Annotated in this window: 12 protein-coding genes and 1 pseudogene; 5 read left to right on the top strand and 8 right to left on the bottom strand. The window is 58.1% G+C overall.

The window, feature by feature from the left end:
* The first annotated feature begins 21 nt into the window (after nt 1-21).
* Complete coding sequence (locus tag AB9L16_RS13915) at nt 22-2,463, top strand: autotransporter outer membrane beta-barrel domain-containing protein (RefSeq protein ID WP_375122253.1); 2,442 nt, start codon at nt 22-24, stop codon at nt 2,461-2,463.
* A 49-nt stretch (nt 2,464-2,512) separates the two neighbouring features.
* Here AB9L16_RS13915 and AB9L16_RS13910 read toward each other — a convergent pair whose 3' ends face one another.
* The 4 genes from AB9L16_RS13910 to AB9L16_RS13895 all read right to left on the bottom strand — a co-directional run bounded on the left by AB9L16_RS13910 (nt 2,513) and on the right by AB9L16_RS13895 (nt 8,283).
* Entirely contained in the window at nt 2,513-3,022 is a 510-nt protein-coding gene (locus tag AB9L16_RS13910; protein WP_315435125.1) for a hypothetical protein, read from the bottom strand.
* A 167-nt stretch (nt 3,023-3,189) separates the two neighbouring features.
* Nucleotides 3,190-3,831: a DUF1345 domain-containing protein gene (locus AB9L16_RS13905; protein ID WP_375122252.1), complete on the bottom strand. Its 642-nt coding sequence runs from the start codon at nt 3,829-3,831 to the stop codon at nt 3,190-3,192.
* 180 nt (nt 3,832-4,011) lie between these two features.
* Complete coding sequence (locus AB9L16_RS13900) at nt 4,012-7,110, bottom strand: multidrug efflux RND transporter permease subunit (protein ID WP_375122251.1); 3,099 nt, start codon at nt 7,108-7,110, stop codon at nt 4,012-4,014.
* A gap of 15 nt (nt 7,111-7,125) precedes the next feature.
* The gene (locus AB9L16_RS13895; RefSeq protein WP_252867688.1) at nt 7,126-8,283 is read right to left on the bottom strand and encodes an efflux RND transporter periplasmic adaptor subunit; all 1,158 of its coding nucleotides are present in this window, start codon (nt 8,281-8,283) and stop codon (nt 7,126-7,128) included.
* Between the two features lie 253 nt (nt 8,284-8,536).
* Here AB9L16_RS13895 and AB9L16_RS13890 point away from each other — a divergent pair, with 253 nt between their 5' ends.
* Nucleotides 8,537-9,238 (top strand): response regulator transcription factor, encoded by a 702-nt coding sequence (locus tag AB9L16_RS13890; protein ID WP_016774890.1) that lies wholly within the window; start codon nt 8,537-8,539, stop codon nt 9,236-9,238.
* A 4-nt stretch (nt 9,239-9,242) separates the two neighbouring features.
* A complete protein-coding gene (locus AB9L16_RS13885) occupies nt 9,243-10,544 on the top strand; it encodes an ATP-binding protein (protein ID WP_258706768.1) in 1,302 nt (433 codons plus the stop codon).
* A gap of 15 nt (nt 10,545-10,559) precedes the next feature.
* On the opposite strand, the gene AB9L16_RS13880 is transcribed toward AB9L16_RS13885, so the two are convergent.
* Entirely contained in the window at nt 10,560-10,739 is a 180-nt protein-coding gene (locus AB9L16_RS13880; protein ID WP_375122250.1) for a hypothetical protein, read from the bottom strand.
* Nucleotides 10,740-11,025: 286 nt separating this feature from the next.
* Here AB9L16_RS13880 and ilvA point away from each other — a divergent pair.
* Nucleotides 11,026-12,015 (top strand): annotated as a pseudogene (ilvA, locus tag AB9L16_RS13875) (threonine ammonia-lyase, biosynthetic); the annotation flags it as partial.
* 30 nt (nt 12,016-12,045) lie between these two features.
* On the opposite strand, the gene AB9L16_RS13870 reads toward ilvA, so the two are convergent.
* Both AB9L16_RS13870 and eco read right to left on the bottom strand, forming a co-directional pair.
* Nucleotides 12,046-12,351 (bottom strand): NIPSNAP family protein, encoded by a 306-nt coding sequence (locus AB9L16_RS13870; RefSeq protein WP_056789713.1) that lies wholly within the window; start codon nt 12,349-12,351, stop codon nt 12,046-12,048.
* Between the two features lie 14 nt (nt 12,352-12,365).
* Nucleotides 12,366-12,851 carry a serine protease inhibitor ecotin gene (gene eco / locus AB9L16_RS13865; RefSeq protein WP_252882121.1) on the bottom strand — a complete coding sequence of 162 codons (486 nt, stop codon included), beginning with the start codon at nt 12,849-12,851 and terminating at the stop codon, nt 12,366-12,368.
* Nucleotides 12,852-13,220: 369 nt separating this feature from the next.
* Between eco and AB9L16_RS13860 the strand changes: the two genes are divergently transcribed.
* Complete coding sequence (locus AB9L16_RS13860; RefSeq protein ID WP_016774885.1) at nt 13,221-13,490, top strand: DUF1652 domain-containing protein; 270 nt, start codon at nt 13,221-13,223, stop codon at nt 13,488-13,490.
* Here the strand turns inward: AB9L16_RS13860 and AB9L16_RS13855 are convergent.
* Nucleotides 13,487-13,885: a hypothetical protein gene (locus AB9L16_RS13855; protein ID WP_129999415.1), complete on the bottom strand. Its 399-nt coding sequence runs from the start codon at nt 13,883-13,885 to the stop codon at nt 13,487-13,489. The two genes, AB9L16_RS13860 and AB9L16_RS13855, sit on opposite strands and share 4 nt — an antisense overlap.
* Between the last annotated feature and the right edge of the window lie 32 nt (nt 13,886-13,917).

Raw genomic sequence — 13,917 nt, 5'->3', positions numbered from 1 at the left:
AAACCTCAACGAGAAGTGTATATGACGTTTGAAAATAGCTTGGGACCGACAGTTTTGAAACTCACTGGCACGCTCTCTTGTGCAGCATTACTGATCGCAATATCCGAGACGGCCTTTTCCCGAAATCTCAATCCTGGTGAAGTCGAAACCGTATCCGTCGGAGCTACGCCAGAAGCCTGGTTCATCCCTGCCACTGCCACGCTTAACGTCAATGGCGGTGATACGCTGAACATCGTTGTCGGCGGTGGGACGTTAAACGCGATTTCCGCCAGCACTTCACAGATTGAAGCCTCAGCAGACGCCCGAGTGTCTCTGGACGCGGCAACGGTGACGGCTAGCAATTTCGACACTGCGCTGAGCTTGACCGACAGCTCGGCAGTGGTATCCGGCAGTACGCTGTCCAGCGATGGCAGAGCAATGTCGCTTGCGCGCGACCTGAATATACCCGTTGGCTCAACAGCGACCGTCACTGGCAGTACGTTGACAGGCGGTTTTTCGGGTGCAGCGGTGACATCCCTCAGTACGTTGAATCTGGTGGACAGCCGGGTTGAAGGGACCGACGCAGACGGTGTTGGCCTCGAACTTTACGGCGGCAACGCCAACATCAGTGCAGCCAGCGAGGTCATCGGAGAACTGGATGGGATCATCTTTGGCGAGGATACTGTCCTGAACCCGAGCGATGTCACCGCACAGAGTGTACTGAAGATTGATGGGTCAACCGTGCAGGGCCGCACCGGCGCAGCGATCAAAGTCGATTTTGCGACGCCGGACGATCAACCGGTATTGATCGAGATAGCTAACCGTTCGAATCTGATCGGCGGCAACGGTAATATCCTCGAGGTCATGGATGGCGCAGCAGCGCGCTTTCAAATCGACGACAGCCAGTTGACCGGCAATGTAGCGGTTGCTGACGGCGGGACCGCCGCGGTTTTCTTGCAAAACAATGCCAGCCTTGACGGCGATTTGACCAACGTCGATTCTGTTTCGCTCGATACCCGAAGCATACTCACCGGTAACATTCAGGGCTCCGGGGCTGGCGTCGTGATGCTGGATAACGACTCGATCCTGCACGGTTCGGTTACTGGCGTCAGCGCTATGTCCATCGGGCGTGGCGCTGAATGGAACCTGGTTGGCAGCAATTCGTTATCGAATCTCGAAATGCAGGGCGGGAACGTCAGATTCGGCACGCCCGCCGAGTTCGTCCGCCTGGACGTTGCCAACCTGTCAGGCAACGGCCGGTTTTTTTTGGATGCTGACGTGTCCACCGGTGAAACGGACTTTCTCAATGTCACGGAATCAGCCAGTGGCCGTCACGAGCTGGTAGTTGGTGCAAGCGCCAGCGAACCTGTCACCGGTGCACCGCTTCAAGTGGCTAACATCGCTGGCGGGGATGCTGAGTTCGATCTGAGAAACGGTCAGGTTGATCGTGGTGCTTTGGCGTACAAACTGGTGCGAGAGGGCGAAGGTATTTTCCTGCGGACTGATGGGACAACGCCGAGCACAGGTTCACAAACAGCATTGGCTATTGCCGGTACCGCTCCTACGGTTATCTATTCGGAAATGACCACTCTCAATACTCGCCTCGGCGACCGTCGCATGGCCGGCACTCAGCCGCGATCGCGATCGATTGCGGCACTGGACTCAGATAATCAAAACGCGACCAGCGGCCTGTGGATACGCACTCATGCCAATCAGTACAACGTCAAGAATGCCTACGGTGATGGTTATAAACAAAATCAGACTGGCGTCTCATTGGGGGTGGACACGCCACTACCGATAGGTGATGGCCAATGGTTGATCGGGGTTTTTGGTGGCTACAGCACCACTCGCCTTAACCTGGCCCGCGGCAGCGCCGGCACGATCAACAGCACCTATGGCGGGATGTATCTGTCCTGGTATGACGAAACGACCGGGTATTACGTGGATACCGTTGGCAAAATCAACCGTTTCAGTAATGACGTCAAAGTCACCTTGAGCGATGACACTCGAACAAAGGGTGACTTCGATAATCTCGGCATCAGTGGAACCGTCGAAGTGGGTAAGCATATAGTCTTTAACCGAGGTTACTTCATCGAGCCCTCTGCTCAGGTTGGTGTTGCGACGGTAAAAGGCAAGGACTACAAGTTGGACAACGGACTGCAGGTAGACAGCAACGAGACCCGCTCATTGCTCGGCAAGGTCGGAATGACCGTTGGTCGCGAGGTGGTGCTGAACAATGGCGGAAAATTGCAACCCAGGCTGCACGCGGCGTTAAGTCATGAATTCGTCAACAATAATCGTGTCAGCGTGAATGACACTGGATTCAACAACGATTTGTCCAGCACCAGCCTCGAACTGACCGGGGGCCTCAATTGGGTTCCGGCCAATAACAAATGGCAACTGTATGGCGAGATAGGGACCAGCAGGGGCAGCAAAGCTGACCAGGAGCTAGGAGGGAGTGTTGGGCTGAGCTTCAGTTTCTGATTGCATCAGCATTAAAAAAGGAAGCCTCGCAGCTTCCTTTTTGTCGTAGTCAGTAAGCGTTTTTTCTCTTGCTCAGGTCTGCGTTAGCGACAAACTCCCCAGTGATCGGAAACTCTTCGTTGCCGCTCTCTCCACCATGGTCATATGTGCCGGACCAAGTGCCACTCAGGGTTTTTTCAATGTCGTCATATTTCAATGTCAGGCTCCCGCTCACAGAGACGTGCAGATCACCCGTCGCAGGATTGGAATAGTAGGTACTTCTGACATCATCGCTATCTTTGGAGAGTTCATAGGTCGACGATTGGGGTTTAAAAGGGAACACAAACTCAAGCGTACGCGTCACACCATCCTTAGTGTGTCCGGCTGTCAGAACGTAACGCAGGCCTTCCGGGTAGGGCTTCGGCCCGAAGGAAGGTACAGAGGTAGATCGAAACTCCATGAATTGAGGGATTTTGACAAACCTGTAGTTTGGGTTGGCATCGCCGTTGATAGTGGCTGACAAATAGGTCGGCGCTAAAACCGGAGAGATCGTCGTGTAGGCTCGGGCTGCATAGCTCATGAGTTTTATCTCCATACAATATGGTTGGGGACATCCAAAGACTGACCCGTCCTACTTCTGGATGTTGTATGGAAGCGTGAATACAGTACGCCTGTAAACTGTCAGTGTTGACAGTTTACAGGCGTACGTTTTTGTGAGCTTTGAACTGCCAGAACAAGCCGTGTTTTTCAGCCGAACAATCCTGCTGCAATGTTGATCGAGAACCCGAGGATCGCCGTATTGAACACAAAACCGATCAACGACTGCGCCAGCACAATCTTTCGAATATTCCGCGTTGCAACACCCACATCCGAAGTCTGCACAGCCACGCCGATGGTGAACGAGAAGTACAGAAAATCCCAGTAATTGGGGGTGGTCAGTCCTTCAGCAAAACGCAGCGCCGGCTCTTTGCCGTCCCAGGTGTAAAACAATCTGGCGTAGTGCACACAGAAGATCACACCTATCAGCAGCCATGAGCCGGTCACTGTCAGCGCTGTGAACCCGTAGTGCATGAGTTTGCGTGAGGTTTCCAGGTCTTTGCTGCCGGCCAGTTCAAGGGTGATGGTGGCGAGACTGGCCAACGCGGCAATGCACACCACAAACAGCACCAGCCCGGCGTTCTCGTCTTCGACTTCAGCGATGCGTCGCACGTCCGGGGCCTTGGCGCGTATGGTCAGCCAGAACATCAGAATCAGGTATGTCCAGACACCGACGTTCCAGCCAATGAGGATTTTGCTGACGATGGAACCGGCCGGGACCAACAGGCCGCTGGCGAGGCCGAGCAGAGCGGCGGCGGAGAGGCGAGGGTGGGTGCGGGCGAGGAAGGGCATGAAAGCTCGGTAGGCGAGGGAGGTTTCACCACCTTAGCCCAGCGATGACAGATGTGGCCACTGCGCATGATGTTGGCCAATCCTTGTGGGAGCGAGCCTGCTCGCGAAGACGTCAGCATATTCAACATTAGTGTTGGCAGACCGGACGCATTCGCGAGCAGGCTCGCTCCCACAGTTTGATCAGCGTTGTTTGGTGAATCGCTGTACGAGCTTCATGACCACGACGAAAAACACTGGCACGAAGATTACTGCCAGTGTCGCGGTGATCATCCCGCCAATCACACCTGTGCCTATCGCTTGCTGACTTGCCGAGCTCGCGCCAGTTGCAATCGCGAGCGGCACCACACCGAGAATGAACGCCAGCGATGTCATCACGATCGGCCGCAGACGCAAACGCGCGGCCTGCAACGTCGCATCGATCAGATCGTGACCTTCGTCATACAAGCTCTTGGCGAACTCGATGATCAGGATCGCGTTTTTCGCCGACAGACCAATGATGGTGATCAGTCCGACCTTGAAGAACACGTCGTTGGGCATGCCGCGCAGTGTCACGGCGAGTACCGCGCCGAGCACACCAAGCGGGACAACGAGCAATACAGAGGTCGGAATCGACCAGCTCTCGTACAGCGCCGCCAGACACAGGAATACCACCAGTAGCGACAGGCCCAGCAGAATCGGCGCCTGATTGCCGGACAGGCGTTCCTGCAACGACAAACCGGTCCACTCTTGACCCAGACCTTTCGGCCCCAGCGCAACCAGTCGTTCGATTTCCGCCATGGCCTCGCCGGTACTGTGCCCAGGTGACGGTTCACCAGATATCGCGATCGCTGGATAGCCGTTGTAACGAGTCAACTGCGCCGGGCCTTGAATCCAGTTGGCCTGAACGAAGGCCGACAGCGGCACCATGTTCCCGGCGTTGTTGCGCACATGCATTTTCAGCAAATCATCCACCTGACTGCGCTGATCACCTTCGGCTTGCACGACCACCCGCTGCATGCGGCCCTGATTGGGGAAGTCATTGATGTAGCTCGAACCTACGGCAGTGGACAGCACGTTGCCAATGTCGGCGAACGATACGCCCAAGGCATTCGCCTGCTTGCGGTCGACGATCAGCTGCACCTGCGGTGCTTCGGCCAGTGCGCTTTCACGGACGTTCATCAATACCGGACTTTTCTCGGCGGCGGCGAGCAGTTCCGTACGCGCCTGCATCAACGTCGCATGGCCCAGACCACCGCGATCCTGCAAGCGGAACTCGAAACCGCTGGACGTGCCAAGGCCATCCACCGGCGGCGGCAGCACCGAGAAGGCCATGGCGTCCTTGATCTGGCTCAGCGCCGCGTTGGCGCGGTCGGCGATTGAGCTGGCAGTATCGTCACTGCCACGTTCCGACCAATCCTTGAGCGTCGAAAACGCCAGCGCTGCGTTCTGCCCGCTACCGGAGAAACTGAAACCCAGGATCACCACACTGTCACTGATTCCCGGCTCACCGGCGTTGTGCGCTTCGAGCTGCTCGGCTACTTGTACAGTACGGTTCTTCGTTGCGCCGGGTGGCAATTGAATATCGGTAATGGTGTAGCCCTGATCCTCGGTCGGCAGAAACGAGGAGGGCAGGCGCGCAAAACAGATTCCGAGTCCAATCAGCAGGACCACGTAGATCATCAGGTAGCGACCCGTACGCTTGAGCGCATAGCCGACCCAACCCTGATAACGGTCGGTCAATTGCTCAAATCGGCGATTGAACCAGCCGAAAAATCCGGACTTCTCGTGGTGCTCGCCTTTGCCGACAGGCTTGAGCAATGTCGCGCACAGCGCCGGCGTCAAGGTCAGGGCGAGGAACGCGGAGAATAAAATCGAGGTGGCCATGGACAGCGAGAACTGTTGGTAGATCACCCCGACCGAACCCTGCATGAACGCCATCGGAATAAACACCGCGACCAGCACCAGAGTAATGCCGATGATCGCCCCGGTGATCTGCGTCATCGCCTTGCGCGTGGCTTCCTTGGGCGACAGGCCCTCGCTGGCCATGATGCGCTCGACGTTCTCCACCACGACGATGGCGTCATCCACCAGAATGCCGATGGCCAGCACCATGCCGAACATGGTCAGCACGTTGATCGAGAACCCCAGCGCCAGCATGGTCGCGAAAGTGCCCATCAACGCCACCGGCACCACCAGTGTCGGGATCAGCGTGTAGCGCACGTTTTGCAGGAACAGGAACATCACTGCAAATACCAGCAGCATCGCTTCGCCGAGGGTGTAGATCACTTTGGTGATCGAGACTTTGACGAACGGCGAAGTGTCGTAAGGAATCTTGTATTCCACGCCGGCCGGGAAGTAGCGCGCCAGTTCATCCATCTTCGCCCGCACCAGTGTCGCGGTGTTCAGCGCGTTGGCGCCTGGAGAAAGCTGCACGCCAACGGCGGTGGACGGCTTGCCGTTCAGGCGTGTGCCGAACTGATATTCCTGGCTGCCGATTTCGACCCGCGCAACATCACCGATGCGCACCGTGGAGCCGTCGCGATTGGCCTTGAGCACGATGTCGGCGAACTCCTGCGGCGTCGACAATTGGCCTTTGACCAGAATTGTCGCAGTGATTTCCTGTGTGGAAGGCGACGGCAAATCACCGATGCTACCTGCCGAAACCTGGGCGTTTTGCGCAACAATGGCTTCGTTGACATCGGCCGGCGTCAGGTTGAAGGCGATCAGTTTCTGCGGATCGATCCAGATGCGCATAGCCCGCTCGGCACCATACAACTGCGCCTTGCCGACACCGTCCAGACGCTTTATCTCGTTCATCACGTTGCGCGCCAGATAATCGCTGAGCGCCACGTCATCGAGCTTGCCGTCGCTGGAGGTCAAAGTGATCAGCAAGAGGAAACCGGAAGAGACCTTCTCCACCTGCAATCCCTGCTGATTGACCGCTTGCGGCAGGCGCGACTCGACCACCTTGAGGCGGTTTTGCACATCGACCTGCGCCAGTTCCGGGTTGGTGCCCGGCTGGAAAGTCGCCTTGATCGTCGCGCTGCCCAGGCTGCTCTGCGATTCGAAATAGAGCAAGTGATCGGCGCCGTTGAGCTCTTCCTCGATCAGGCTGACCACGCTTTCATCGACGGTTTGCGCCGAGGCGCCAGGGTAGACGGCGTAAATCTCGATTTGCGGCGGGGCGACGTCGGGGTATTGCGCCACCGGCAACTGCGGAATGGCCAGCGCACCGGCCAACAGAATGAACAGGGCGACCACCCAGGCGAACACCGGGCGGTCGATAAAGAACTGCGGCATATAGAAGCGTCCTGCTTACTGACCAGTGGTCTGGGCAAGTGGAAGTGGGGTTTCGTCGATCTGCACCTTTTCCCCGGGACGGGCGTGTTGCAGGCCTTCGATGACAACACGGTCGCCGGGCTTCAGGCCGCCGGTGACGATCCAGCGATTGTTCTGCACCGCACCCAGTTGCACCGGTTGCTGCGCCACGCGCATCTGTTCATCGACAGTCAGCACCTGGGCAATGCCGGCACTGTCACGCTGCACCGCGCGTTGCGGTACGGTGATGCCGTTCTGGATGGTTGCCTGCTCAAGGCGTACGCGGATGAAGCTGCCCGGCAGCAAGTCGAGATCCGGATTGGGAAACTCGCTGCGCACAATGATCTGCCCGGTGCCGGGATCGACCGTGATGTCGCTGAACAGCAGCTTGCCGGGCAACGGATACACGCTACCGTCATCCTGAATCAGCGTGGCCTTCGCTTGATCCTGACCGACTTCCTGCAACTGCCCGGAGCGCAATGCCCGGCGCAGTTCATTGAGCTCGCGGGTCGACTGGGTGAGGTCGGCATGGATCGGGTTGAGTTGCTGAATCAACGCAAGCGGCGTGGTTTCGTTCTGCCCGACCAGCGCACCCTCGGTGACCAAGGCGCGACCGATACGGCCGGAAATCGGCGCGGTCACGGTGGCATAACCGAGGTTCAGTTTTGCCCGTTCCAGCGCTGCTTTGCTGGCCGCGACATCAGCGGCGGTCTGCCGGGCAGCGGCGCGGGCGTTGTCGTAGTCCTGACCGCTGATGGCCTGATCCTCGATCAACTGCGCATAGCGTTGTTCTTGCAATCTGGCCTGAAAGGCGTTGGCCTCGGCTTTGCGCAGCGCGGCTTCGGCACTGTCCAGATCCGCCTTGAAGGGTGCCGGGTCGATGCGGAACAGCACATCGCCTTTTTTCACGTCACTGCCTTCGCGGTAGGTGCGTTGCAACACTACGCCGGCCACTCGCGCACGCACTTCGGCAATCCGTGGCGCGGCGATGCGGCCGCTCAGTTCGCTGCTGATCGACAATGGCTGGGTTTTGATGGTCTCGATGCGCACCGTAGCCGGCGGCGTCTGCTCTTCGGCGTTCGAGGATGAGTCACAGGCGCTCAGCGTCAGCGCCAATGCGATCAGGCCGAGCCCGGCCAGCAGTTTTCCAGACATGTACAACCCCCAATATTGAAGGCCGCATCCTACGGCCAGACGGGGAGGTTAGCGGTGAAGCTTTGTAGCTGCTGTGTGAAATTGTGTAAGGGTTTTGCTCGGTGGTGCGCGAGGGCGTATATCCTGCAGGCCTTGAAATTTATTGCGACAGTTCGATCGCTTTCGCGAGCAGGCTCGCTCCCACAGGAGATCGCATTTCAATGTGCGAGCGAATGAGTCCCGACTGTCGCCACAGCATTCTCTGGAACACCCCATGCCCAACATTCTCCTGGTCGAAGACGACACCGCCCTCGCCGAACTGATTTCCAGCTACCTGGAGCGCAACGGTTATTCCGTCAGCGTCATCGGCCGTGGCGACCATGTGCGCGAGCGGGCGCGGATCAGTCCGCCGGATCTGGTGATCCTCGACCTCATGCTGCCGGGCCTCGACGGCTTGCAGGTGTGCCGTTTGCTGCGTGCCGATTCGGCGACACTGCCGATCCTCATGCTCACGGCCCGCGATGACAGTCATGATCAGGTACTGGGCCTGGAAATGGGCGCTGACGACTACGTCACCAAACCCTGCGAGCCACGAGTGCTGCTGGCGCGAGTGCGCACGTTGTTGCGGCGCAGCAGCCTCGGCGAACCGCTGGCGGTCAACGATCGGATCGTCATGGGCAATCTGTGCATCGATCTGTCCGAGCGCACCGTGACCTGGCGTGATCAAGCGGTTGAACTGTCCAGCGGCGAATACAATTTGCTGGTGGTGCTGGCCCGGCACGCTGGCGAAGTGCTGAGTCGCGATCAGATTCTTCAGCGGCTGCGCGGTATTGAATTCAATGGCACTGACCGCTCGGTGGACGTGGCGATTTCCAAGCTGCGGCGCAAATTCGATGATCACGCCGGCGAGGCGCGCAAGATCAAGACCGTGTGGGGCAAGGGCTATCTGTTCAGCCGCTCCGAATGGGAATGCTGAGCTGATGTTTCGCATTCTGTTTCGCCTGTATCTGGTGACGATCGTCTCCTATAGTGCGGCGATCTATTTGGTGCCGGATCTGGTGGTCATGGCCTTTCGGGATCGCTTCGTCACCTACAACCTGGAATTTTCCCGAGGTCTGCAATCGCTGATCACCAAGCAGTTTCATGCTGCGCCGCAAGAGCAATGGCCGGCGATTGCGGCGGCGATGGACAAGGAGTTCCAGCCGCTGCACATCGTCCTGACGCCAATCGACGACCCGGTGTTCACGCCCATCGAGCAGGAACGGTTGCACCGTGGTGAGAACGTGGTGCGCATCGGCGATTGGGGCTGGCGAACGCTGGCGGTGACTCCGCTGAATGCGGACATGGCCGTGCGCATGGTCGTACCGCCGGATCCGGTCGACGTCGATCTGTTGTACTGGAGCATCAACGTGCTGATCGGCGCCATGTTGCTCGGCTGCCTGCTGCTCTGGTTGCGCCCGCACTGGCGCGATCTTGAACGTCTGAAAGGCACCGCCGAACGCTTCGGCAAGGGGCATTTGAGCGAGCGAACCAGAATCGCCCCTAGTTCGAACATCGGCAGCCTCGCCAACGTGTTCGACACCATGGCCGGCGATATCGAAAACCTTCTCAACCAGCAACGTGATCTGCTTAACGCTGTTTCCCATGAGCTACGTACGCCGTTGACGCGTCTGGATTTCGGCCTGGCGCTAGCGTTGTCAGAAGACTTGCCGGCTGCCAGCCGCGAGCGTTTGCAGAGCCTGGTTGCGCATATTCGTGAGCTGGATGAATTGGTGCTGGAGTTGCTTTCCTACAGCCGTTTGCAGAATCCGGCGCAGTCGCCTGAGCGCATCGAGGTGTCGCTGGACGAATTCATCGACAGCATTCTCGGCAGCGTCGATGAGGAGCTGGAGTCGCCAGACATCGTGATTGACGTTCTGCTGCACGGTCAGCTCGAACGCTTCGCGCTGGATCCGCGCCTGACCGCCCGGGCCATCCAGAACCTGTTGCGCAATGCCATGCGCTATTGCGAAAAGCGCATTCAGATCGGTGTGCAGGTCATTGCCGGAGGGTGTGAGATATGGGTCGACGATGATGGTATCGGCATTCCCGACGATGAGCGCGAGCGGATTTTCGAACCGTTCTACAGGCTCGACCGCAGCCGTGATCGCGCGACGGGTGGGTTCGGCCTCGGTTTGGCGATAAGCCGCCGAGCGCTGGAAGCGCAGGGCGGCACACTTACCGTTGAGAGTTCGCCGCTGGGTGGGGCGCGATTCAGGCTGTGGTTGCCGGCCACGGCCTGAACCGTATGACGAATTTCAGGGCTGCGTTGTGCCGCTGGTCTGCAACACACATTGCTGGGTTTTACTGTCCCACACCTGGCCTTTCGGACATTCGGGCTTTTTCACGGCGTCGCTTTCATCGACGGCGAAAGCAGCAGGGCTGGACAGGACGGCGACCAGCAGCGGGACGGCGAACAGCATTTGGCGGATATTCATGGTCGATCTCCACTTTCATCGGCTTGGAGCAGAAGTTGTTGTTCTCCTTTGCAGTGACTGTTCAGTTCTGCGGAAGATTCAAAGTTCTACAGCGGGCCATTGACTTGTCATCCGCTGGCAGGCTAATTTCCAGCCCATGACTTTCACCGTATCGCGCTGCCAGCCAAGCATTATTACCGCCATTCCTCATTTGGCGGGCTAGCTCACGGCTGCAGCACCCAACCCGCCCTAGAGGCGGGTTTTTACTTTCTGTCTCCGGGGTTCTGAAAAATGTCAGGAGACGACCATGCCGCACACCCCCGACCAGCAAGCCCTGCTTGAGCATTACGTGAAAAAGATCCTGGCCGCGCCGGTGTACGACATTGCGGTGCGTACGCCGTTGCAGCTTGCGCCAGCGTTGTCGGAAGCATTGGGCAATCGGGTCCTGCTCAAGCGCGAAGATCTGCAACCGACGTTCTCTTTCAAGATCCGTGGTGCTTACAACAAACTCGTGCAACTGAGCGATGAGCAGCGAGCGCGGGGAGTGATCACGGCATCGGCGGGTAATCACGCGCAGGGTGTAGCGCTGGCGGCACGGGAATTGGGCATTGCCGCGACGATCGTCATGCCGTCTACCACCCCTGAGCTCAAGGTGCTCGGCGTGCGCAGTCGCGGTGCCGACGCATTGCTGCACGGTGATAGTTTCCCCTTTGCTCTGGCCCATGCGTTGCACTTGGCCGAACAGACCGGATGCACGTTTGTTTCACCGTTCGATGATCCTGACGTGATCGCCGGACAAGGCACCGTGGCAATGGAAATCCTGCGCCAGCATCAAGGCGCGCTGGACGCCATCTTCATCCCGGTCGGGGGCGGAGGTTTGATCGCCGGTATCGCGGCCTACGTCAAATACCTGCGCCCGGAAGTGCGGATCATCGGCGTCGAATCCGAACATTCGGCGTGCCTGCAAGCGGCTTTAAATGCGGACGAGCGGGTGGTTCTACCTAGCGTCGGCACCTTCGCCGACGGCGTAGCGGTTGCGCAGATTGGCGCGTATGGCTTTGAGGTTTGCCGCTTCTGCGTAGATGAAGTGATCACGGTCAGCAATGACGAACTCTGCGCCGCGATCAAGAATATCTACGACGATACCCGTTCGATCACTGAACCTTCGGGTGCGCTGGCTGTTGCGGGGATCAAGCAGTACGTGGCGCGCAGTGGGGTTCGCGATCAGACATTCGTCGCCATCGACTCCGGGGCCAACATCAACTTCGACAGCCTGCGCCATGTCGCCGAACGCGCCGCTGCTTGCGGCGTGCCGGCGTGATGTCGATCAGGGCAGCAGCGGGCGCAGAAACGTGCGCTCGTAACTGACGATGAATTTCTTCTCGACCAGATCGGCAACCAGTGCGGTGCTTTCCGGGTCTGTCATTGCAATATGTCGATAGCTTTCGTAATCGGCCAGCGATGGGAAACTGAACAGGCAATAAGCAATGTTGCTCGCGCCCTCCGAGGGGAGGAAGTAGCCGTGGTGGGTGCCGCCCAAGCGCTCAACGATGTCGAGCCACGCTTTGGCATAGGCTTCGAAAGCGGGTAACTGGTAAGGATCGATCACATATCTGACGTGGCAAGTAATCAAGGGCTGGGCTCCGGTTATTCCTGCAGGGCGGTGCCGACTTTGTCCGACGCCGACCAGATGCGATAGCGCACTTCGACGTCCGAAGGCGCGTACACCACGACTGGCAGCTTGCTGTTGTAGCGCAACATGAAGCCATCACCGACGACCGGAACGAACGCGCGCTTTTTCTTGCTGCCAGGCGGGCAGGCCATCATCGTGCTCATCGGGCCGATGACCTTTTCCAGGCGATAGAACGGATAGCCCCAGCCTTGCAGATTCTTTTCATCGAGCACACCGCCCAGACGCTGGCGATTGCAATCCACTTCGAGGGTTTTGCCGGCGAGAATTTCAACCTGGAAATTCTCTTCCTGCTCTTGCTTGGGCAGATGGATGACTTGTCGGGTAAACCCGGCTTCGGCTTTGGGATACGGCGCGATGTCTTCGAGCTTGGCGGCGTGGGCTAGAGTGGAAAGGTTGGCGATCAACAGGCCGGTGATCGCGCAAACGCTTAAGGAATTCATGGAGGCCTCCGTGCGGGTTGAATTGCAATGGGAGACATTCTTGCCGTCATAGTCTTCGAAAGCAAATTTGCCCGGAGATTGCAGATTGCAGGGGACGGGTGGTCGATTCATGCAATTTGCAAATAGCAGGATACTGGCCACATTTCCAAGTGCTTGATTTTGAAGGGAGCAAAACGAACCGATCAAAGGCACGTTTTATGCGTTCTTTTGGTGAGGCGCACAGGATTTGGGCGCCTACACTCCAATGGGCATTTCGCAGTACCACCACTTGCCGCACCAGGGAAACAGCGGGGGCACACCCGTGAAGGCGCAGCAGAGGGTCAGCGTGAATACTTGATTGGCAATCGCACAGAAAGGAGAGGGTTCGCCATGTTTTTATCTGCCTTGGAATTACGCAACATCATTGAAAGCAGCTTCTTGCCGAAACGCTGCCAGTGCACGCTGTCACCCGACTTGTCGATGTCCGTCAAAGTATTTGGCGACCATCGAACCGACCAAGCCGATCTCTACGTCAGTGGAATCGACGCCAGCCGCCTGAACAGCTGCCGTGAAATCAACAACCTGGTCGCTGGCCTGCGCTCCGACCTCGCGCAACAAACCACGACCCATCAAACCAGCGCTCGTTCTCGAGCTGTTTAACCCACCGTTTCACCCAGTTCGACCGTCACGCGCCGGGCCTGCACAAAGCCAAGGCCCAGCGCGAACTCGACCAGCACCGCGAGCAAAATTCCGGGGCCGGCATGGCCATTGAGCCATTCGCCAAAACCCAACGCCGCCAAACCGAAACAGCCGACGATAAAACCATTGCTCAGTGCACTGCGTGCCACTGACGGCGGAGCATTGCGCAGCAAATAAAACATCACCCCCAACGCCGCAAACAGCACCGCGCTGCGCCTTGCGACTACGCCAGTGCCTTCCGAATAGCCAATGCTCCAGATCGCCAGCAACACCTCCGGAAAAAATCCCCAGACCAGCGCCAGCAGAAAACACAGGATTGAAGTGAAGCTCGACAACGTGCGGAACGACAACTGCATGGCCAATCCTTGCGGCAGTAGGGAAGGCCCCG

The sequence above is a fragment of the Pseudomonas sp. LW8 genome (assembly GCF_041956865.1).
Classification (GTDB): Bacteria; Pseudomonadota; Gammaproteobacteria; order Pseudomonadales; family Pseudomonadaceae; genus Aquipseudomonas; species Aquipseudomonas siliginis.
This window is presented reverse-complemented; position numbering and strand designations above follow the sequence as displayed.

Coding starts and splice junctions, on each gene's coding strand:
- AB9L16_RS13915 (WP_375122253.1), top strand. CDS start 22: ATGACGTTTGAAAATAGCTTGGGACCGACAGTTTTGAAACTCACTGGC.
- AB9L16_RS13910 (WP_315435125.1), bottom strand. CDS start 3,022: ATGAGCTATGCAGCCCGAGCCTACACGACGATCTCTCCGGTTTTAGCG.
- AB9L16_RS13905 (WP_375122252.1), bottom strand. CDS start 3,831: ATGCCCTTCCTCGCCCGCACCCACCCTCGCCTCTCCGCCGCCGCTCTG.
- AB9L16_RS13900 (WP_375122251.1), bottom strand. CDS start 7,110: ATGCCGCAGTTCTTTATCGACCGCCCGGTGTTCGCCTGGGTGGTCGCC.
- AB9L16_RS13895 (WP_252867688.1), bottom strand. CDS start 8,283: ATGTCTGGAAAACTGCTGGCCGGGCTCGGCCTGATCGCATTGGCGCTG.
- AB9L16_RS13890 (WP_016774890.1), top strand. CDS start 8,537: ATGCCCAACATTCTCCTGGTCGAAGACGACACCGCCCTCGCCGAACTG.
- AB9L16_RS13885 (WP_258706768.1), top strand. CDS start 9,243: ATGTTTCGCATTCTGTTTCGCCTGTATCTGGTGACGATCGTCTCCTAT.
- AB9L16_RS13880 (WP_375122250.1), bottom strand. CDS start 10,739: ATGAATATCCGCCAAATGCTGTTCGCCGTCCCGCTGCTGGTCGCCGTC.
- eco (WP_252882121.1), bottom strand. CDS start 12,851: ATGAATTCCTTAAGCGTTTGCGCGATCACCGGCCTGTTGATCGCCAAC.
- AB9L16_RS13860 (WP_016774885.1), top strand. CDS start 13,221: ATGTTTTTATCTGCCTTGGAATTACGCAACATCATTGAAAGCAGCTTC.
- AB9L16_RS13855 (WP_129999415.1), bottom strand. CDS start 13,885: ATGCAGTTGTCGTTCCGCACGTTGTCGAGCTTCACTTCAATCCTGTGT.